This window comes from Streptomyces sp. NPDC051219 (genome assembly GCF_040682335.1).
Classification (GTDB): Bacteria; Actinomycetota; Actinomycetes; order Streptomycetales; family Streptomycetaceae; genus Streptomyces.
The window spans coordinates 1-18,147 of record NZ_JBFBAS010000017.1; the positions used below are offsets into that span (position 1 = coordinate 1).

Sequence of the window (18,147 nt, forward strand, 5' to 3'; positions counted from 1 at the left end):
ACCCTCTCGGGCTTTCCTCCGGGCGCTTCCCTTCGGTCTTGCGTTTCCGACTCTATCAGACTCTTTCGTGTCCGATTCCCAGTCGAAGTGGGATTGGTTTACCTTCCAGATCTCCGCTTTCGCGTTTATCTTTCCGGCGACTCCGACATTATCAGATCTCTCCGGGTCGGAATTCCGCCTCCCTTTCGGGAACAGGCACCCCGGCACACAAGTACTGCGGGTTCCCGTCAGGCGGAGCCGTAAACGTACTGGAGCGGGGCTGCCCGATGCAAATCGGGGAGCCCCGCTCCTGTCACTCCGTCAGACCTCGACGACGACGGGCAGGATCATCGGGCGCCGGCGGTAGTTGTCGGACACCCACTTGCCCACCGTGCGGCGGATGAGTTGCTGCACCTGGTGGGGCTCCAGGACGCCGTCCTGGGCCGACTTGCTCAGAGCCTCGTCGATCTTCGGGATCACGCCGGTGAACGCCGAGTCGTCGATGCCGGAGCCGCGGGCGTGGATGTTCGGGCCGCCCACGATCTTGCCGGTCGTGCTGTCCACGACCATGAAGACCGAGATGATGCCCTCCTCGCCGAGGATGCGGCGGTCCTTGAGATGGACCTCGGTGACGTCGCCGACCGAGAGGCCGTCGACGTACACGTAACCGGCCTGGACCTTGCCGACGATCTTGGCGACTCCGTCGACCAAGTCGACCACCACGCCGTCCTCGGCGATGACCACGCGGTCCTTGGGTACGCCGGTCAGGGCGCCCAGCTCGGCGTTGGCACGCAAGTGGCGCCATTCGCCGTGGACCGGCATCAGGTTCTTCGGCTTGCAGATGTTGTAGAAGTACAGGAGCTCGCCCGCCGAGGCGTGGCCGGAGACGTGCACCTTGGCGTTGCCCTTGTGGACGACGTTCGCTCCCCATCGGCTCAGCCCGTTGATCACGCGGAAGACCGCGTTCTCGTTGCCCGGGATGAGAGACGAGGCCAGGATCACCGTGTCGCCCGGGACGATCCGGATCTGGTGATCGCGGTTGGCCATGCGCGAGAGCGCGGCCATCGGCTCACCCTGCGAACCCGTGCAGATCAGCACGACTTCGTGGTCCGGCAGGTCGTCGAGGGTCTTGACGTCCACGACCAGGCCCGCGGGGACCTTGAGATAGCCCAGGTCGCGGGCGATGCCCATGTTCCTGACCATCGACCGGCCCACGAACGCGACGCGCCTGCCGTACTCGTGCGCCGCGTCCAGGATCTGCTGGATGCGGTGCACGTGGCTGGCGAAGCTGGCCACGATGATGCGCTTCTGGGCGTTCGCGAAGACCGTACGCAGGACGTTGGAGATGTCCCGCTCCGGCGGGACGAAGCCCGGAACCTCCGCGTTGGTCGAGTCGGAGAGCAGGATGTCGATGCCCTCCTCCCCCAGCTTGGCGAAGGTCGGCAGGTCCGTGAGGCGCCGGTCCAGCGGGAGCTGGTCCATCTTGAAGTCGCCGGTGTGGACAGCCATGCCGGCAGGCGTACGGATCGCGACGGCCAAGGCGTCCGGGATCGAGTGGTTGACCGCGACGAATTCGCAGTCGAATGGACCGATGCGCTCGCGGTGGCCCTCCGACACCTCCAGGGTGTACGGACGGATCCGGTGCTCCTGGAGCTTCGCCTCGATCAGGGCGAGCGTCAGCTTGGAGCCGATCAGCGGGATGTCGGGCTTCTCACGGAGCAGGAAGGGGACGCCGCCGATGTGGTCCTCGTGGCCGTGCGTGAGCACGATGCCTTCGATGTCGTCGAGACGGTCCCTGATGGACGAGAAGTCCGGCAGGATCAGGTCGATTCCCGGCTGCTCCTCCTCGGGGAAGAGGACGCCGCAGTCGACGATGAGCAGTCGGCCGCCGTACTCGAAGACGGTCATGTTGCGGCCGATTTCGCCGAGACCACCGAGTGGGGTGATGCGGAGGCCGCCCTTGGGCAGCTTCGGCGGGGGGCCGAGTTCAGGATGCGGATGGCTCAAAAGACTCTCCTCACCACACGCGCCACGTACCTGCTTCAGGCACGTGGCGCGCATGCATTCGTGCACTTGCTGTCGTCTGCGTTGTTGCCTATTCAGTTGTGAAGTCTGTGGTTACAGCTCTACCCCGCCGGCCGCCAGGTCGATCTTGAGCTGAGCCGTCTCCTCGGCGGTGAGCTCCACCATCGGGAGCCTCAGCGGGCCCGCCGGGAGGCCCTGGAGGGCCAGCGCCGCCTTGGTGGTGATCACGCCCTGGGTGCGGAACATACCGGTGAAGACGGGGAGCAGCTTCTGGTGGATCTCGGTGGCCTTCTGGACGTCACCGCTGAGGTGCGCCTCCAGGAGAGCGCGCAGGTCCGGCGTGACCACATGGCCCACCACGGAGACGAAGCCGACGGCGCCGACGGAGAGCAGCGGAAGGTTGAGCATGTCGTCACCGGAGTACCAGGCGAGGCCGCTGCGGGCGATGGCCCAGCTGGCGCGACCCAGGTCGCCCTTGGCGTCCTTGTTGGCGACGATCCGCGGGTGCTCGGCGAGCCGGACGATGGTCTCGGTGTTGATCGGGACGCCGCTGCGGCCGGGGATGTCGTACAGCATGACCGGCAGCCCGGTTGCGTCGGCGATCGCCGTGAAGTGCCGGAGGAGACCCTCCTGCGGAGGCTTGTTGTAGTACGGCGTCACCGCGAGGAGGCCGTGGGCGCCGGTCCGTTCGGCCGTACGGGCCAGCTCGATGCTGTGGTGGGTGTCGTTGGTCCCGATGCCTGCGACGACGTGGGCCCGGTCTCCGACGGCCTCCAGTACGGCTCGTACGAGGTCGTTTTTCTCCACGTCGCTGGTGGTCGGGGACTCGCCGGTGGTGCCGTTGATGATCAGGCCGTCGTTGCCTGCGTCCACCAGATGGGCGGCGAGCCGCTGAGCGCCGTCGAGGTCGAGTGCGCCGTCCGCCGTGAAGGGCGTGACCATAGCGGTGAGGACCCGCCCGAAGGGGGTCTGCGGAGTGGAGATCGGAGCCATGGGTAACACGCTACTCGCTGCTCAGCGCGTGGTGCCCCCTCGGGGGACCGAAGCGGTGGAGCCCGACACTGCCTGCTCGGGGGTTCAAGCAGTGCCGGGTCCGTTTGATCAGCCTAGATGAACTTCTCGAAAGCTCGCAATACGGACACTTCGCGGGGCCCGTCCGTACATCTGTGCCCTACGGGGCCACTCGGCCGTTGTTGTTGAACGCCGTGTACGTGAGGGGCATGAGCTTGGCCCAGTGCTCTTCCATCTTCTCGCCCACCATCTCGATCTCCCGCTGCGGGAAGGACGGGACGGTCGCCTGGTCGTGCTGCGTCCGCAGGCCGAGGAAGTGCATCAGCGAGCGGGCGTTGCATGTGGCGTACATCGACGAGAAGAGGCCGACGGGGAGGACGGCGCGGGCCACTTCGCGGGCCACGCCCGCGGCCAGCATCTCCTGGTACGCCTCGTACGCCTGACGGTACGAGTCCTCCATCACACGGGTGGTGAGCTGCTGCTGCTCCGGGGTCCCGTCCACGAAGACGTACTTTCCGGGCCTGCCCTCCTGGACGAGCTTGCGGTCCTCGCCCGGTACGTAGAAGACGGGCTGCAACTCGCGGTAGCGGCCGGACTCCTCGTTGTACGACCAGCCCACGCGGTGTCGCATGAACTCGCGGAAGACGAAGATGGGGGCGCTGATGAAGAAGGTCATCGAATTGTGCTCGAAGGGGCTGCCGTGGCGGTCCCGCATCAGGTAGTTGATGAGCCCTTTGGAGCGCTCCGGGTCCTTGGCCAGCTCTTCGAGGGACTGCTCTCCGGCCGTGGAGACCCGGGCGGCCCACAGCACGTCGGAGTCACCGGCGGTGTGCTTCACGAGTTCGACGGTGACGTCGCTGCGGAAGCTGGGCTTCGGGTCTGAGGCGGGGGTCTCGCTCACCGGCGGGGTCCTTCCAGTTGCATCGCTCGGGCGGCGCCCACTCTAGACCAACTTTTTCCGGCCGAAATCGGGCACCATTTGGGCCTTTTGCTCGTCTGTCCTGGTAACACCGGACCCCGTATCGCATGAGTGACCCCCTCCATGTTCCGCCGGCGAGAGCCCGTCCCGTTCGCCTTCGTCGCCGAGGCCGCCCGATTTCGCAGCAACGTCACTCCGCCACCGCGAGGGCGTGCCACGAAGTCGCAGATCGCCGGCCGCACGCTGATCGGACTGACGGTGGTGGCGGGACTGGCCGGATCTCTGCTGTTCGGACTGCCGGCGCTCGAATCGCCACAGGCACCGAGCAGGACCCAGCAGTCGGAGGCGTCCGACGGGCACTGACTCGTCCGGCCCCCTGGGGTGGTCGGTCTCCGGAGGGCTGGGTAGCCTCACCGGGCACAGCCCCATCGAGTGTGCTTGTGAGTGAGGACCAGCCGTGCCCCTGCCCTTCCTGACGGCCGACCGCGCGTTCGGCGCGGACGCCGAGAGCCCGGACGATGCCGCGCTGCCGTTCGACGACCACGACCACGACCACGACTACTGGCGGCGCCCCTACCGGCCCGGTCCCTGGCGGGTGGCGGCGGCGGCGGTGCTGCTGCTTCTGACCTCGTTCATGCTGCTGGCGACGATGATCATCGCTTTCGCGGGCGCGCTGGCCGGCGCCGGCGTGTGTCTGGGGGCCGCGGCCGCCGTCATCGGCTGCGCGCTGCGGCTGTTGCGCATGGGCGTGTGGGTGAGCCGGCACGGACTGCGCCAGGTGGGGTTCTTCGCGACGACGACCCTGCGGTGGGATCAGATCACCGGCGTACGCACGGTCCAGCAGCCGGTGCGGTGGCTCGGCCTGCCGCGCACCGTGCAGGGACAGGCCCTGGTCGTCGAGCAGCACGGCGGTGAGCAGCTGCCCGCACTGCTCACCGATCACAACGCGGACTTCCTGCAGCGCCCCGAGGCCTTCGACCGGGCGGCCGACACCGTGGAGGCGTGGGGCGCCGAGTACGGCCTCTGAGTCCGGCTGCCGGGCGCTTCAGGCCCGTACCGGCCGTCCGTCGTGCAGTGCGATCGCCCGCTGCATCGCCTTGCGGGCGCGCGGGGTGTCCCGCGCGTCGTGGTAGGCGATGGCGAGGCGGAACCACGAGCGCCAGTCGTCCGGGGCGTCCTCCGTCTCCGCGCGGCGCTTGGCGAACACGGCGTCGGCGGAGTCGCGGTCGATACGCCCGCCCGGGGTACGGGCCAACTCGTCCACGGGCAGGCCGCCTTCGGCCTCCAGCTCCTGCGCCAGCCTGTTCGCCTTGCGGGCGAACTGGGTGCTGTGCCAGAGGAACCAGCAGCCGATCAGCGGCAGGACGAGCACCGAGACACCGAAGGCGATGGTGAGCGGGGTGCCCTGCTCGATGAGAAGGACACCGCGGCTGCCGACCAGGACGAAGTAGACGACCAGGACGGCGGCCAGGCCGAAGTAAGTGATCTTTGCGCGCATGACTGTCCGGACCGTCAGTTCAGATCGAGGAAGTGTTCCAGGCCGAAGGTGAGGCCCGGAGTCGACACCACGCGGCGCGCGCCGAGCAGGATGCCCGGCATGAAGCTGCTGTGGTGCAGGGAGTCGTGTCGGATGGTGAGTGTCTCGCCCTCGCCACCGAGGAGGACCTCCTGGTGGGCGAGGAGGCCGCGCAGCCGGATGGCGTGCACCGGGATGCCGTCGACGTCCGCGCCGCGGGCGCCGTCCAGCGCGGTGACCGTGGCGTCCGGCTGAGGGGCACAGCCCGCTTCGGCGCGCGCCTCGGCGATGAGCTGGGCGGTGCGGGTGGCGGTGCCGGACGGAGCGTCGGCCTTGTTGGGGTGGTGCAGTTCGACGACCTCGACTGACTCGAAGTAACGGGCCGCCTGCTGGGCGAACTTCATGGTGAGGACCGCGCCGATGGAGAAGTTGGGCGCGATGAGGACCCCGGTCCGCGGGGACGCGTCGAGCGAGGTGCGCAGGTGGGCAAGGCGCTCGTCGGTCCAGCCGGTGGTGCCGACGACCGCGTGGATGCCGTGGCGGACGCAGAAGTCGAGGTTGCCCATCACCGAGGCGGGGGTGGTCAGCTCGATCACGACCTGGGCGCCGGCGTCCACCAGCGTCTCCAGTTTGTCGCCGCGGCCGAGGGCTGCGACGAGTTCCATGTCCTCGGCGGCCTCGACGGCGCGTACCGCCTCGGAGCCGATACGGCCCTGGGCGCCGAGAACCGCCACCCGCAGCTTGCTGCTCATGCTCGTGCTTCCTTCGTTTCCGGGTTCCGGGCGGTCGTGGCGGTCCGCGCCCCGCGGCACCGGAGGCCGCAGGGGCGGGCCGTCAGGCCACCGCTTCGTGCAGGCGGTCGGCCTGCTTGTCCTTCAGCGGGCCGATGACCGAGAGGGAGGGCTGCCGCCCCAGTACATCCTGAGCGACCGCGGTGACCTCCTCCGGGGTCACCGCAGCTATCCGGGCGAGCATGTCGTCGACCGACATCTGCTCGCCCCAGCACAGTTCGCTCTTGCCGATGCGGTTCATCAGCGCACCGGTGTCCTCCAGGCCGAGGACCGTGGATCCGGAGAGCTGACCGACGGCACGGTCCATCTCCTCGTCGGAGAGTCCGTCGGAGGCGACCCGGTCGAGTTCGTCGCGGCAGATCTTCAGTACGTCGTGGACCTGGCTGGGGCGACAGCCGGCGTAGACCCCGAAGAGCCCGCAGTCGGCGAAGCCCGAGGTGTACGAGTAGACGCTGTAGGCGAGGCCGCGCTTCTCCCGTACCTCCTGGAAGAGGCGGGAGCTCATACCGCCGCCGAGGGCCGTGTTGAGCACGCCGAGCGCCCAGCGGCGGTCGTCGGTGCGGGCCAGGCCGGGCATGCCGAGGACCACGTGGGCCTGCTCGGTCTTGCGGTTGAGCAGGTCGACCCGGCCGGCGGTCCGGATGGCGCGCGTGCCCTCGCGCGGGGTGCGCGGCGTGGCGTCCGTACGGCTGAGGGCGCCGGCCTTCTCGAACGCGGCGCGCACCTGGCGTACCACCGTGGCGTGGTCGACGTTGCCGGCGGCCGCGACGACCAGGTGCGTGGGGTCGTAGTGCTTCTTGTAGAAGCGGCGGATGCGGTCCGCGTTCAGCACGTTGACGGTGTCGACCGTGCCGAGTACCGGGCGGCCGAGGGGGGTGTCGCCGAGCATGGTGTGCGCGAACAGGTCGTGCACGCAGTCGCCCGGGTCGTCCTCGGTCATGGCGATCTCTTCGAGGATGACGCCGCGCTCGGCGTCGACGTCCTCTTCGAGGATCAGGGAGCCGGTCAGCATGTCGCAGACCACGTCGATGGCGAGCGGCAGGTCGGTGTCCAGTACACGTGCGTAGTAGCAGGTGTATTCCTTCGCCGTGAAGGCGTTCATCTCGCCGCCCACCGCGTCTATCGCAGCGGAGATGTCGAGGGCGCTGCGCTCGCGCGTGCCCTTGAAGAGGAGGTGTTCGAGGTAGTGCGTGGCGCCGTTCAGCGACGGCGTCTCGTCGCGGGAGCCGACGTGCGCCCAGATGCCGAAGGTCGCGGAGCGCACCGTGGGCAGCGTCTCGGTGACGATGCGCAGCCCGCCCGGGAGCGTGGTCCGGCGGACGGTGCCGACGCCGTCGCGGCCCTTGAGGAGGGTTTGGGTACGGGCGACGGCCCGCACCTCCGAGGAGGTGCGGGCCGTCGCCCGTGAGCTACGGGACGTCACTTGGCAGCGTCGTCCTTCGTGTCGTCCTCGGCGGCCTCTTCGCCCTCGATCACGGGGATCAGGGAGAGCTTGCCGCGCTGGTCGATCTCGGCGATCTCGACCTGCACCTTGGAGCCGATTGCGAGCACGTCCTCGACGTTCTCCACGCGCTTGCCACCGGCGAGCTTGCGGATCTGCGAGATGTGCAGCAGGCCGTCCTTGCCCGGGAGCAGGGACACGAACGCACCGAAGGTGGTGGTCTTGACGACCGTACCCAGGTAGCGCTCGCCGACCTCCGGCATGGTCGGGTTGGCGATGCTGTTGATCGTGGCGCGGGCGGCCTCGGCCTGCGAGCCCTGAGCGGCACCGATGTAGATGGTGCCGTCGTCCTCGATCGTGATGTCGGCGCCGGTGTCCTCCTGGATCTGGTTGATCATCTTGCCCTTGGGGCCGATGACCTCACCGATCTTGTCCACCGGGATCTTGACGGTGATGATCCGCGGGGCGTTCGGGGACATCTCGTCCGGGACGTCGATGGCCTCGTTCATCACATCGAGGATGTGGAGGCGGGCGTCGCGGGCCTGCTTCAGCGCGGCGGCCAGGACCGAGGCGGGGATTCCGTCGAGCTTGGTGTCGAGCTGGAGCGCGGTGACGAAGGTCTTGGTACCGGCGACCTTGAAGTCCATGTCACCGAAGGCGTCTTCCGCACCGAGGATGTCGGTGAGGGCGACGTAGTGGGTCTTGCCGTCGATCTCCTCGGAGATCAGACCCATGGCGATACCGGCGACGGGGGCCTTGAGCGGCACACCGGCGTTCAGCAGCGACATGGTGGAGGCACAGACCGAACCCATGGACGTCGAGCCGTTGGAGCCCAGCGCCTCGGAGACCTGGCGGATGGCGTACGGGAACTCCTCGCGCGTCGGCAGCACCGGCACGATGGCGCGCTCGGCGAGCGCACCGTGGCCGATCTCGCGGCGCTTCGGCGAACCGACGCGGCCGGTCTCACCGACGGAGTACGGCGGGAAGTTGTAGTTGTGCATGTAGCGCTTGCGGGTCACCGGGGAAAGGGTGTCCAGCTGCTGCTCCATGCGGAGCATGTTGAGGGTGGTGACACCCAGGATCTGGGTCTCGCCACGCTCGAACAGCGCCGAGCCGTGCACGCGCGGGATGGCCTCGACCTCGGCGGCGAGCGTACGGATGTCCGTGACGCCACGGCCGTCGATGCGGACCTTGTCCTTGATGACGCGCTCGCGGACCAGCTTCTTGGTCAGCGCGCGGTAGGCACCGGAGATCTCCTTCTCGCGGCCCTCGAACTGCGGGAGCAGCTTCTCGGCGGCGAGCTCCTTGACGCGGTCCAGCTCGGTCTCGCGCTCCTGCTTGCCGGGGATGGTGAGCGCCTGCGAGAGCTCGTCCTTGACGGCTGCGGTCAGCGCCTCCAGGACGTCGTCCTGGTAGTCGAGGAAGACCGGGAATTCGCCGGTGGGCTTGGCGGCCTTGGCGGCGAGGTCCGACTGGGCCTTGCACAGTGCCTTGATAAAGGGCTTCGCGGCCTCGAGACCGGCGGCGACGATCTCCTCGGTCGGCGCCTCGGCGCCGCCCTTGACGAGCTCGATGGTCTTCTCTGTGGCCTCGGCTTCGACCATCATGATCGCGACGTCGCCGTCCTCGAGCACGCGACCCGCGACCACCATGTCGAAGACGGCGTCCTCGAGCTCGGTATGCGTCGGGAAGGCGACCCACTGGCCCTTGATCAGGGCGACACGGGTGCCGCCGATCGGGCCGGAGAAGGGCAGGCCGGCCAGCTGCGTGGAGCAGGAGGCGGCGTTGATCGCGACCACGTCGTAGAGGTGGTCGGGGTTGAGCGCCATGATCGTCTCGACGATCTGGATCTCGTTCCGCAGGCCCTTCTTGAAGGACGGGCGCAGCGGGCGGTCGATCAGGCGGCAGGTGAGGATCGCGTCCTCGGAGGGCCGGCCCTCACGTCGGAAGAAGGAGCCGGGGATCTTCCCGACTGCGTACATCCGCTCCTCGACGTCCACCGTCAGAGGGAAGAAGTCGAGCTGGTCCTTGGGCTTCTTGGAAGCGGTGGTGGCAGACAGGACCATGGTCTCGTCGTCCAGGTAGGCCACGGCGGAGCCGGCGGCCTGACGGGCCAGACGGCCCGTCTCGAAGCGGATGGTGCGGGTGCCGAAGGAACCGTTGTCGATAACGGCCTCGGCGTAGTGGGTCTCGTTCTCCACTAGCGTTCTCTCCTCGTCTTCGTCCCTCACCCGTGTGGCGGGGGACGGTGGCGGAGAAGCGCTCCTTGTGTGCGGGCCGGTCTTCGATCGAAGCACCCGGGAGGTGGTCTTCCGGGGGCCACTACCGAGGACCGGCGGCGATGGAGGGCGCTCCTCCTCTTCGGTTGTGCGTATGTGACCAGACTACTTAGGGTCCGGTACGTCTCGCACGTACAGCAAAGGGAGCGGCCCCCTTGGTGTGGGAACCGCTCCCTTCACGGCGTCTTACTTGGCGCCCGCCGCGCCGCGGCGGATGCCGAGGCGCTCGACCAGCGCACGGAAGCGCTGGATGTCCTTCTTGGCCAGGTACTGCAGCAGGCGGCGGCGCTGGCCGACCAGGATCAGCAGACCACGGCGGGAGTGGTGGTCGTGCTTGTGGGTCTTGAGGTGCTCGGTCAGGTCCGAGATACGGCGGGAGAGCATCGCGACCTGGACCTCGGGGGAGCCGGTGTCGCCCTCCTTGGTGCCGAACTCGGTCATGATCTGCTTCTTCGTAGCGGCGTCGAGCGACACGCGTACTCCTCTTGGTCTTCGTATGGCCACCGAGTGCCCCAGGTCGAATTCTCTGGGGATCTTCCGTTACTCGGGAGGCGGGGTCCGCTGGGCGCAGCTCCCAGATACTCCGGGAACGCGTACACAAACGGCCGTCACACAGCGTACCAGCCTGCCGGACCGCGGCTGACCGCCCGGGCGGTCAGCCGCTGGTGAGCGAGCGCGCCGCGTTGAAGACGTCGAGGACGGCGAGGCAGAGCGGCACCAGGGAGAGCAGTACGGCGCCCTCGGCGAGGTCGAGGAGGCGGCCCCAGAACGGGGAGAGGCCCTTCCTCGGGATGATCAGCCCGATGGCGGTGAGCAGCGCGGCTCCGGCGGCGACGGCCGAGGAGAGCCATATCGTACGGATGTCCAGGGCGCCGCGGTCGCCGAAGCGGACGAGTTCGACCAGCAGGCCGGCCGGCGGATTGAGGGAGAGGCCGAGGATCAGCAGGCCGATCGCGGAGATGCCGGCCACCAGTACACAGGTGACCTGCGAGGTGTAGCGGAAGAGACGGGCGCGCAGCAGCATCGCGAGGCCTGTGACGAGGGCGAGGACCTGGCCCCAGATGTTGTGGGAGAAGCCGAGGACGGCGGCGCTGCCGACGACGACCGCCGCGCTGCCGCCGACCAGGCCGAGCAGCATCTCGTGGCCGCGGCGGGCCTGGGCCGCGATGCGGTCGGCGTCGACGGGCTGGGCCTCCGGGGTCTCGTCCGGGTCGGCGTTGAAGTCGTCCCCGGCAGCGCTGCGCGGGGAGGCGTAGCCGATGGGCAGCCGCGCGAAGCGTGCGGAGAGGCCGGGAAGGAAGGCGACCAGGCCGATCGCCACGGGGGCGCAGACGGCGGCGGTCGCGGTGGCCGAGGCTTCGGTGAGGATCGCGACGAACGTCGCCAGGGTGCCCGCCGTCGCGAGGAAGGTGGCGGCGACGAAGGGGGCGTCCCCGCTGGGGGTGAGCGCGACGAGGGCGACCGAGGCGAGCAGGACGCAGACGCAGCCGAGCAGGAACTGCAGCCGTCCGGGTCCGTGGCCCGCGTCGGGGCCGATGATCCCGGAGCCGGCGATGAGCAGGTGGGGCAGGCCGCCGAGGCCGAGGGCGACGGCGCTGGCGCGGTCGGCGTAGACCCGGGCCCGTACGCCGGCGAAGGCGGTCAGCAGTACACCGGCGGCGCCCGCGATGATGCCGGGCAGTCCGTGCATGTCGTGGCGGACCGGGTCGGCGAACCAGAGCACGAAGCCCATGAGGACGAGCAGCAGAACGCCGCCGACGAGGCCGGCGCCGCGCAGCAGGTCGTCGCTCCACAGGTGGCGGTCGCGTACGACGGCGGAGGCGACGGCGTCTGAGACGTCGTCGAAGACCGCGGGCGGCAGCGACTCGGCGAACGGGCGCAGGCTGAGCACTTCGCCGTCCAGGACCTGGTGGGCGACGAGCGTGCGCGCCCCGTCGAGGACCGTGCCGTCGCGGCGCACCAGGTGGTATCCGGTGGGTGTGCCCGCGGGCTGGGTCTGGCCGGTCAGCCGCAGTATCTCCGGGTAGACGTCGGCGACGGCGATGTCCTCCGGGAGGGCGACGTCGATACGGCTGTCGGGCGCTACGACAGTGACCCTGCAGAAGCCGGTCGCTGCGGTCGTACTCACCTGATGGACCCCCTGATTCGCGGTTGCGCACAATGCGCGCGCCACCCTACCGGGAGGGGTGACTGCGGTCTGCAAGTAGGATCGCCGTCGCGCGGACGGAAGTCCGCCAACAAGCAGTCACGGGGGCGCCGGTGAAGGCGAGCCGTCCGTATTCGAGGGATTGATGCTCCGGTGAGCCAGATCGTCGTCAAACGCCCGCCGCGGTCCCTGCCGCCCGAAGTGCCTTCGGAAGAGCTGCAACTTGAGGCTCCTCCGGAACTGCCGCGCGGGCAGCAGGAAGGCATGCTGATGCAGATCCTGCCGGTGCTCGGCATGGGCTCGTCGGTGGTCTTCTTCTTCTCTCCGCAGGCACCGCCCTTCATGCGCATCATGGGCGTGGTGATGCTGTTCTCGACCGTTGCGATGGTCGTCGCGCAGATCGTCAGATTCCGTCGGGGTACGCAGGGGCAAATGGCTGATGTCCGCCGCGACTACCTCAAATACCTGTCGCAGACGCGTCGTCAGGTTCGCAGGACCGCCCGTGCGCAGCGCGACGCGCAGCTCTATCTGCACCCCGCCCCCGAACAGCTGTGGTCAGTCGTCGCCGAGGGCAGCAGGGTGTGGGAACGGCGGGTGGGTGACAAGGACTTCGGGCAGGCACGGCTCGGGCTCGGTGCCCAGCAGCTGGCCACCCCGCTGATCGCACCGGACACCGCTCCGGTGGACGAACTGGAGCCGCTCAGCGCCGGCGCAATGCAGCAGTTCCTCGCGGTGCACGGCTCGCTCGACGGGCTGCCGGTGGCCGTCTCGATGCGCGCCTTCTACCACGTGACGGTGTCCGGGGAGGCGGAGTCGGCCCAGTCGTCGGCGCGCGCTCTGGTGGCCCAACTCGTCACGCTGCACTCCCCCGAGGACCTGATGGTCGCGGTGGTGGCGGCGCCCGGCGCGGTTGAGCGCTGGGACTGGACCAAGTGGCTGCCGCACACGCAGCTGCCCGGCCAGGTGGACGGCGCAGGGTCCAAGCGGCTGTTCGGCGACGACCTCGGCGAGCTGCAGCAAATGCTGGGCAGCCGGCTCGACGGGCGGCCGCGGTTCAGCCGGGACGCTCAGCCGGTGCTGGACCAGCCGCACCTGATCGTGGTGCTCGACGGCGGGATGGTTCCGCCCGACTCGGCGTTCGCCGCCCCCGAAGGGCTGCAGGGCGTCACCATCGTGGAGGTGGTCTCCGGCGATCTGGACGAGCCGCGCGGCGGTCTGTCCGTGGTGGTCCGGCCGGGCCGGCTGCGGCTCGAGTCGGGCGCCGGGGTCGCGTACGAGGGCGTACCGGACGGACTGTCGCTGCCGGCGGCCGAGGCGCTCGCCCGGCAGCTGGCGCCGCTGCGCACGGGTGGGGGCGACGACGACGAACCGCTGCTCGCCAACCTGGACTTCACGGACCTGCTGAACCTGGGCGACGCGGGCTCGATCGACGTCTCCCGTACCTGGCGGCCACGGTCGACGGGCGAGCGGTTGCGGGTGCCGATCGGTGTCGGCGAGGACGGCCAGCCCGTGATGCTCGACCTCAAGGAAGCCGCCCAGGAGGGCATGGGCCCGCACGGGCTGTGTGTCGGTGCGACCGGTTCCGGCAAGTCGGAGCTGCTGCGCACGCTGGTGCTCGGCCTGGCGGTCACCCACACCTCGGAGACCCTCAACTTCGTCCTCGCGGACTTCAAGGGAGGTGCGACCTTCACCGGCATGTCGCACATGCCGCACGTCGCCGCGGTCATCACCAACCTGGCCGACGACCTGACGCTCGTGGACCGCATGGGCGACTCGATTCGCGGTGAGCTTCAGCGCAGGCAGGAACTGCTCCGGTCGGCGGGCAACTACGCGAACATTCACGACTACGAGAAGGCGCGCGCCGCGGGTGCCCCGCTGGAGCCGTTGGCCTCGCTCGTCCTGGTGATCGACGAGTTCAGCGAACTCCTCACCGCCAAGCCGGACTTCATCGACATGTTCATTCAGATCGGCCGCATCGGCCGGTCCCTCGGCGTGCATCTGCTGCTCGCCTCGCAGCGCCTGGAGGAGGGCAAGCTGCGCGGCCTGGACACGTATCTCTCGTATCGGATCGGTCTGCGCACCTTCTCGGCCGCCGAGTCGCGCACGGCGATCGGTGTACCGGACGCGTACCACCTGCCCTCGGTGCCGGGCTCCGGCTACCTGAAGTTCGGTACGGAGCAGATGACCCGCTTCAAGGCGGCCTACGTCTCCGGTACGTACCGGACGGGCGGCCCCGACCTCTCGGTCGGGCAGTTCCCGGTCGAGCGGCGGCCCGCGGTGTTCACGGCCGCGCCGGTTCCGGTCGTGTACGCGGCGCCGGACCCCGCGCATCTGACCGCCGCGGCCCGCGCGGAGGACGACGCGCTCGCGGACACGGTGCTGGACGTAATCGTGCGGCGGCTGGAGGGCCAGGGCGTGCCCGCCCACCAGGTGTGGCTTCCGCCGCTGGAAGAGGCGCCGACGCTGGACCAGTTGCTTCCGGCCCTTACGCCGACCGCGGAGCGTGGGCTGCACGCGGACGGCTACACGCGTCCGGGCGGTCTGGTCGTACCGCTGGGTCTGATCGACAAGCCGTTCGAGCAGCGGCGCGAGGTGCTCTACCGGGACTTCTCGGGTGCGGCCGGCCACATGATGGTCATCGGCGGCCCGCAGTCCGGCAAGTCGACGCTCCTGCGGACGCTGGTCTCGTCGTTCGCCCTCACCCACACCCCGAGTGAAGTGCAGTTCTACGGGCTGGACTTCGGTGGTGGCGGGCTGACGGCCGTGGCCGATCTGCCGCACGTGGGCGGGGTCGCGTCACGCCTGGATCCGGAGCGGGTCCGCCGTACGGTCGCGGAGGTCGCGGGAGTACTCAACCGGCGTGAGGAGTTCTTCCGCGCCAACGGCATCGACTCCATCGCGACCTACCGGCGGCGCCGGGCGGCGGGTGAACTGCCGGGCGAGGCGTGGGGGGACGTCTTCCTGGTCATCGACGGCTGGGGCGCGTTCAAGAACGACTACGACATGCTCGAAGCAGTCGTGTCCGACATAGCGAGCCGAGGTCTGGGCTACGGCATCCACGTCGTGCTCTCGGCCTCGCGCTACATGGAGGTCCGGGCGGCGCTCAAGGACCAGATGCTGGGGCGGCTCGAACTGCGGCTGGGAGACGTCATGGACTCCGAGTTCGACCGCCGGGTCGCGGCGAACGTGCCGGCCGGAGTGCCGGGACGCGGGCAGGTGCCGGAGAAGCTGCACTTCATGGGTGCGTTGCCGCGCATCGACTCGGTCAGCCGGGCCGACGACCTGTCCGAGGGCACGGCGCAGTTCGTGCAGGCGGTCAAGGGCAACTGGACGGGGCCCTCGGCGCCGACGGTGCGGCTCCTGCCCCGCAAGCTGCCGGCCGAGCAGCTGCCGAAGGGCTTCGAGTTCCCGCAGCACGGCGTCGCGATCGGTATCGACGAGACGAACCTGGAGCCGGTCTTCGTCGACTTCGAGACCGATCCCTTCTTCCTCGTCTTCGGCGAGAGCGAGTCGGGCAAGACCTCGCTGCTGCGGCTGATCGCCAAGCAGATCACTGAGCGGTACACGCCGGACCAGGCGCGGATCGTGGTCGGCGACTACCGGCGCACCATGCTGGAGGCCGTACCTCCGGAGCACCTGCTGGAGTACGCGCCGATGGCTTCGGCGATGCAGATGCACATGGATGCCATCAACACGGTGATGACCAAGCGGGCCCCCAAGCCCGACATCACCCCGCAGCAGCTGCGGGACCGCAGCTGGTGGACCGGACCGCAGCTCTTCGTGATCGTCGATGACTACGAGCTGGTCGCCACGAACTCCGGTAACCCGCTCGCGGTCCTGGTCGAGAACCTGCCGTTCGCGCGGGACGTGGGCATCCGGTTCATCATCGCGCGGAGTTCGGCGGGCGCTTCGCGCTCGATGTACGAGGCGTTCATGCAGCGGGTCAAGGAGCTGGGTGCGCAGGGCGTGGTCCTGTCCGGCGACCGGAACGAGGGCGACATCCTGGGCAGCGTACGGGCGCGTCCGATGCCTCCCGGCCGCGGCACATTCGTCTCGCGCAAGCGCGGAACGCCGCTGGTGCAGCTGGGCTGGCTGCCGGACCGGTGAGCGCAGGGCGTTGACCTGCGGATCCGGGGGCCGCTCTGCGAAGCTGGCCCCCGGACATCTGGAAAGGATCCTCAACTGATGGCTGATGCACGCGAGAAGGAAGAGCTGTACGCCCTGGACATCTCGGGGGTCGAGTGGCTCAGCGCGCCCGGCGCGTCCGAGGACGAGGAGCGGGTCGAGATCGCCTACCTGCCGGCCGGCGCGGTGGCCATGCGGTCGTCCGCAGACCCGGGCACGGTGCTGCGGTACACGGAGGCCGAGTGGCGGGCCTTCGTACTCGGGGCGCGGGACGGCGAGTTCGACCTCAAGTAGCGGTGCCGGACAAGCATCACGAGGTACGCGAAAGGGTGGTTGCCCGGGGACGGGCAACCACCCTTGCTTTGTCCGTGGTGGGCCGGACTCAGAGCATGCGGAAGCGGGCGGCGTTGCCCTTGTCGGTGTCCTGGTAGCCGACGACCGACTGGTCGAGAAGCTGCGCGATCTGCAGGAGCTTGGCGTTCATCCCGGACATCTCCGTGGTCAGGTCCCGCTGGATCTCGATGTAGGCCAGCTTGGCCTCACCTTCCCAGTTCTCGGCGGTGGCCTTGACCTTGGCCATCAGGTCGTCGAGCCACTGGCTGAGCTGCTGACCCGTCAGACGGACGTCCGAGGCCGCCGTGGTCACGGTGTCGTAGTTGACCGCAGTGGTCATGTTCTCTCCTTCTTCGTGGGGTTCAGGGACAGGGCCGGGGTGGCTCAGGCCATGCCGAGAATCTTGCTCTCGCCGGCGCGGGTGTCGTCCAGCCGGCGCAGCTCGGCGATGCGCTGCTGCTCTTCCTCCGTGAACCCCTTCGAGCTCATCCGCATGGTCTCCTCGAGCTCGACAAGGCGGACCTGAATCTTCCGCGCGTGCTCGTTCACGCCGCGCTGCAGGGTGTCGTACTCCTTGCCCGCCGCGCCCTTCCAGCCGGCCTGAATCCGGTCGACGACCGAGTTGAGGGCACGGATGCGGTCGTCGAGCTTCTGCTGGAGGCTGTCGATCTCCCCGGCAAGGCCATCGTGATCGGAGGTGGTTACGTTGAGGTTTGGAGTCGCCATCTTTCCTCCTGTTGTCGGTAGCGACCGGGGTCGCTACTGAGGTTGTCGAGGACTTGCCGGCAGAGCCGGTCCCCCGTGTTGCGGATCACTCACGTGATACTACGAGTCACTCTAACCACTCGGAGTGACAGTTCCAACTGCAAAGCCTCGTACGAGACTTGGCTCACGGACAGGCCGCTGCGACGCAGCCCGGGAGGGCGGATCAGCGCCCTCCGAGGGCGATTGCGACGGGCATTTTGTCGAGACCGGGGCCCACGTTCGGCTCGGAGGGGCCGTACACCGTGGGGGCGCCGGAGTAGAGCCGGCCGTGCTCGTACGCCATCTCCGTGGAGCGGGGCGTCAGCAGCATCCCCACGTCCTGGAGATCCGGCGCCGTGAGCAGGACCTTCTCCTTACCGGTGGCGGGGTCGATGCTCAGGACCGCGCCCGGAACGTCCCCCACGAGCTGCTCGTTCTTCCGGCGCCCCGTCTCGAACACGACCGCGGTCAGGCCGTCGTCCGTGACATGACGCGCAGCGGCACACACCACACCGGAAAGCGGTATTTTCCACACCTGCTTGCCCCTCTCGGCCCGGTAACCCACCACCTCGCTGTCCAGAGTCTTGGCGAATGTCCGCTCGGTCGCCCATGTGCCCGGCGATTGCGTCACTTCGGCCACGGGCAGCCGCGGGGAGGCGATCCGGTACAGCAGTTCGCCCCGGGAGTTGGCAGGCGACTTCTCCACGGTCTCCCGCACACCACCGGAATTGGCTCCCGCCGTCGGAGCCTTCTCCTCCGTCCCCGCGGCGCCGCCTCCGCCGTCGCGTTCCCAGAGCAGCCACCCGCCACCGCACAGTCCCGCGATCAGCACGAGCGC

16 protein-coding genes are annotated in these 18,147 nt (G+C 68.9%); 4 read left to right on the top strand and 12 right to left on the bottom strand.

Going from position 1 to position 18,147, the window contains the following annotated elements; genetic code table 11:
• Positions 1 to 300: 300 nt before the first annotated feature.
• The 3 genes from AB0M62_RS20165 to thyX form a co-directional block, all read right to left on the bottom strand.
• Entirely contained in the window at positions 301 to 1,986 is a 1,686-nt protein-coding gene (locus AB0M62_RS20165; RefSeq protein ID WP_366075614.1) for a ribonuclease J, read from the bottom strand.
• Between the two features lie 111 nt (positions 1,987 to 2,097).
• Positions 2,098 to 2,997, bottom strand: a complete 900-nt coding sequence (dapA, locus tag AB0M62_RS20170) for a 4-hydroxy-tetrahydrodipicolinate synthase (RefSeq protein WP_366075615.1) — start codon at positions 2,995 to 2,997, stop codon at positions 2,098 to 2,100.
• A gap of 178 nt (positions 2,998 to 3,175) precedes the next feature.
• The gene (gene thyX / locus AB0M62_RS20175; protein WP_366075616.1) at positions 3,176 to 3,916 is read right to left on the bottom strand and encodes an FAD-dependent thymidylate synthase; all 741 of its coding nucleotides are present in this window, start codon (positions 3,914 to 3,916) and stop codon (positions 3,176 to 3,178) included.
• Positions 3,917 to 4,057: 141 nt separating this feature from the next.
• Here thyX and AB0M62_RS20180 point away from each other — a divergent pair, with 141 nt between their 5' ends.
• Entirely contained in the window at positions 4,058 to 4,297 is a 240-nt protein-coding gene (locus AB0M62_RS20180) for a hypothetical protein (RefSeq protein ID WP_366075617.1), read from the top strand.
• Positions 4,298 to 4,391: 94 nt separating this feature from the next.
• Positions 4,392 to 4,961, top strand: coding sequence for a PH domain-containing protein (locus AB0M62_RS20185; RefSeq protein ID WP_366075618.1), 570 nt, complete (start codon positions 4,392 to 4,394; stop codon positions 4,959 to 4,961).
• Positions 4,962 to 4,979: 18 nt separating this feature from the next.
• Here AB0M62_RS20185 and AB0M62_RS20190 read toward each other — a convergent pair whose 3' ends face one another.
• The 6 genes from AB0M62_RS20190 to eccD all read right to left on the bottom strand — a co-directional run bounded on the left by AB0M62_RS20190 (position 4,980) and on the right by eccD (position 12,089).
• The gene (locus AB0M62_RS20190; protein WP_366075619.1) at positions 4,980 to 5,432 is read right to left on the bottom strand and encodes a hypothetical protein; all 453 of its coding nucleotides are present in this window, start codon (positions 5,430 to 5,432) and stop codon (positions 4,980 to 4,982) included.
• A 14-nt stretch (positions 5,433 to 5,446) separates the two neighbouring features.
• Entirely contained in the window at positions 5,447 to 6,202 is a 756-nt protein-coding gene (gene dapB, locus AB0M62_RS20195; RefSeq protein ID WP_366075620.1) for a 4-hydroxy-tetrahydrodipicolinate reductase, read from the bottom strand.
• A gap of 82 nt (positions 6,203 to 6,284) precedes the next feature.
• Complete coding sequence (locus AB0M62_RS20200; RefSeq protein ID WP_366075621.1) at positions 6,285 to 7,664, bottom strand: pitrilysin family protein; 1,380 nt, start codon at positions 7,662 to 7,664, stop codon at positions 6,285 to 6,287.
• Positions 7,661 to 9,883, bottom strand: a complete 2,223-nt coding sequence (locus AB0M62_RS20205; protein ID WP_366075622.1) for a polyribonucleotide nucleotidyltransferase — start codon at positions 9,881 to 9,883, stop codon at positions 7,661 to 7,663. The genes AB0M62_RS20200 and AB0M62_RS20205 overlap by 4 nt, the downstream gene beginning before the upstream one ends.
• Before the next feature lie 264 nt (positions 9,884 to 10,147).
• Positions 10,148 to 10,435, bottom strand: a complete 288-nt coding sequence (gene rpsO, locus AB0M62_RS20210) for a 30S ribosomal protein S15 (protein WP_254373939.1) — start codon at positions 10,433 to 10,435, stop codon at positions 10,148 to 10,150.
• A 181-nt stretch (positions 10,436 to 10,616) separates the two neighbouring features.
• Positions 10,617 to 12,089, bottom strand: coding sequence for a type VII secretion integral membrane protein EccD (gene eccD, locus AB0M62_RS20215; protein ID WP_366075623.1), 1,473 nt, complete (start codon positions 12,087 to 12,089; stop codon positions 10,617 to 10,619).
• 171 nt (positions 12,090 to 12,260) lie between these two features.
• Here eccD and eccCa point away from each other — a divergent pair, with 171 nt between their 5' ends.
• Together eccCa and AB0M62_RS20225 are read left to right on the top strand one after the other, a co-directional pair.
• Entirely contained in the window at positions 12,261 to 16,214 is a 3,954-nt protein-coding gene (gene eccCa, locus AB0M62_RS20220) for a type VII secretion protein EccCa (protein WP_366075625.1), read from the top strand.
• A gap of 78 nt (positions 16,215 to 16,292) precedes the next feature.
• The gene (locus tag AB0M62_RS20225; RefSeq protein WP_366075626.1) at positions 16,293 to 16,526 is read left to right on the top strand and encodes a DUF397 domain-containing protein; all 234 of its coding nucleotides are present in this window, start codon (positions 16,293 to 16,295) and stop codon (positions 16,524 to 16,526) included.
• Positions 16,527 to 16,614: 88 nt separating this feature from the next.
• Here the strand turns inward: AB0M62_RS20225 and AB0M62_RS20230 are convergent, their stop codons facing one another.
• The 3 genes from AB0M62_RS20230 to AB0M62_RS20240 all read right to left on the bottom strand — a co-directional run bounded on the left by AB0M62_RS20230 (position 16,615) and on the right by AB0M62_RS20240 (position 18,141).
• On the bottom strand, positions 16,615 to 16,905 hold the full coding sequence (locus AB0M62_RS20230; protein WP_366075627.1) for a WXG100 family type VII secretion target: 291 nt from the start codon (positions 16,903 to 16,905) through the stop codon (positions 16,615 to 16,617).
• A 44-nt stretch (positions 16,906 to 16,949) separates the two neighbouring features.
• Positions 16,950 to 17,291 (bottom strand): WXG100 family type VII secretion target, encoded by a 342-nt coding sequence (locus AB0M62_RS20235; protein WP_366075628.1) that lies wholly within the window; start codon positions 17,289 to 17,291, stop codon positions 16,950 to 16,952.
• Between the two features lie 202 nt (positions 17,292 to 17,493).
• Positions 17,494 to 18,141 (bottom strand): hypothetical protein, encoded by a 648-nt coding sequence (locus AB0M62_RS20240; RefSeq protein ID WP_366075629.1) that lies wholly within the window; start codon positions 18,139 to 18,141, stop codon positions 17,494 to 17,496.
• Positions 18,142 to 18,147: the final 6 nt, after the last annotated feature.

Coding starts and splice junctions, on each gene's coding strand:
- dapA (WP_366075615.1), bottom strand. CDS start 2,997: ATGGCTCCGATCTCCACTCCGCAGACCCCCTTCGGGCGGGTCCTCACC.
- AB0M62_RS20180 (WP_366075617.1), top strand. CDS start 4,058: ATGTTCCGCCGGCGAGAGCCCGTCCCGTTCGCCTTCGTCGCCGAGGCC.
- AB0M62_RS20190 (WP_366075619.1), bottom strand. CDS start 5,432: ATGCGCGCAAAGATCACTTACTTCGGCCTGGCCGCCGTCCTGGTCGTC.
- dapB (WP_366075620.1), bottom strand. CDS start 6,202: ATGAGCAGCAAGCTGCGGGTGGCGGTTCTCGGCGCCCAGGGCCGTATC.
- AB0M62_RS20225 (WP_366075626.1), top strand. CDS start 16,293: ATGGCTGATGCACGCGAGAAGGAAGAGCTGTACGCCCTGGACATCTCG.
- AB0M62_RS20230 (WP_366075627.1), bottom strand. CDS start 16,905: ATGACCACTGCGGTCAACTACGACACCGTGACCACGGCGGCCTCGGAC.
- AB0M62_RS20235 (WP_366075628.1), bottom strand. CDS start 17,291: ATGGCGACTCCAAACCTCAACGTAACCACCTCCGATCACGATGGCCTT.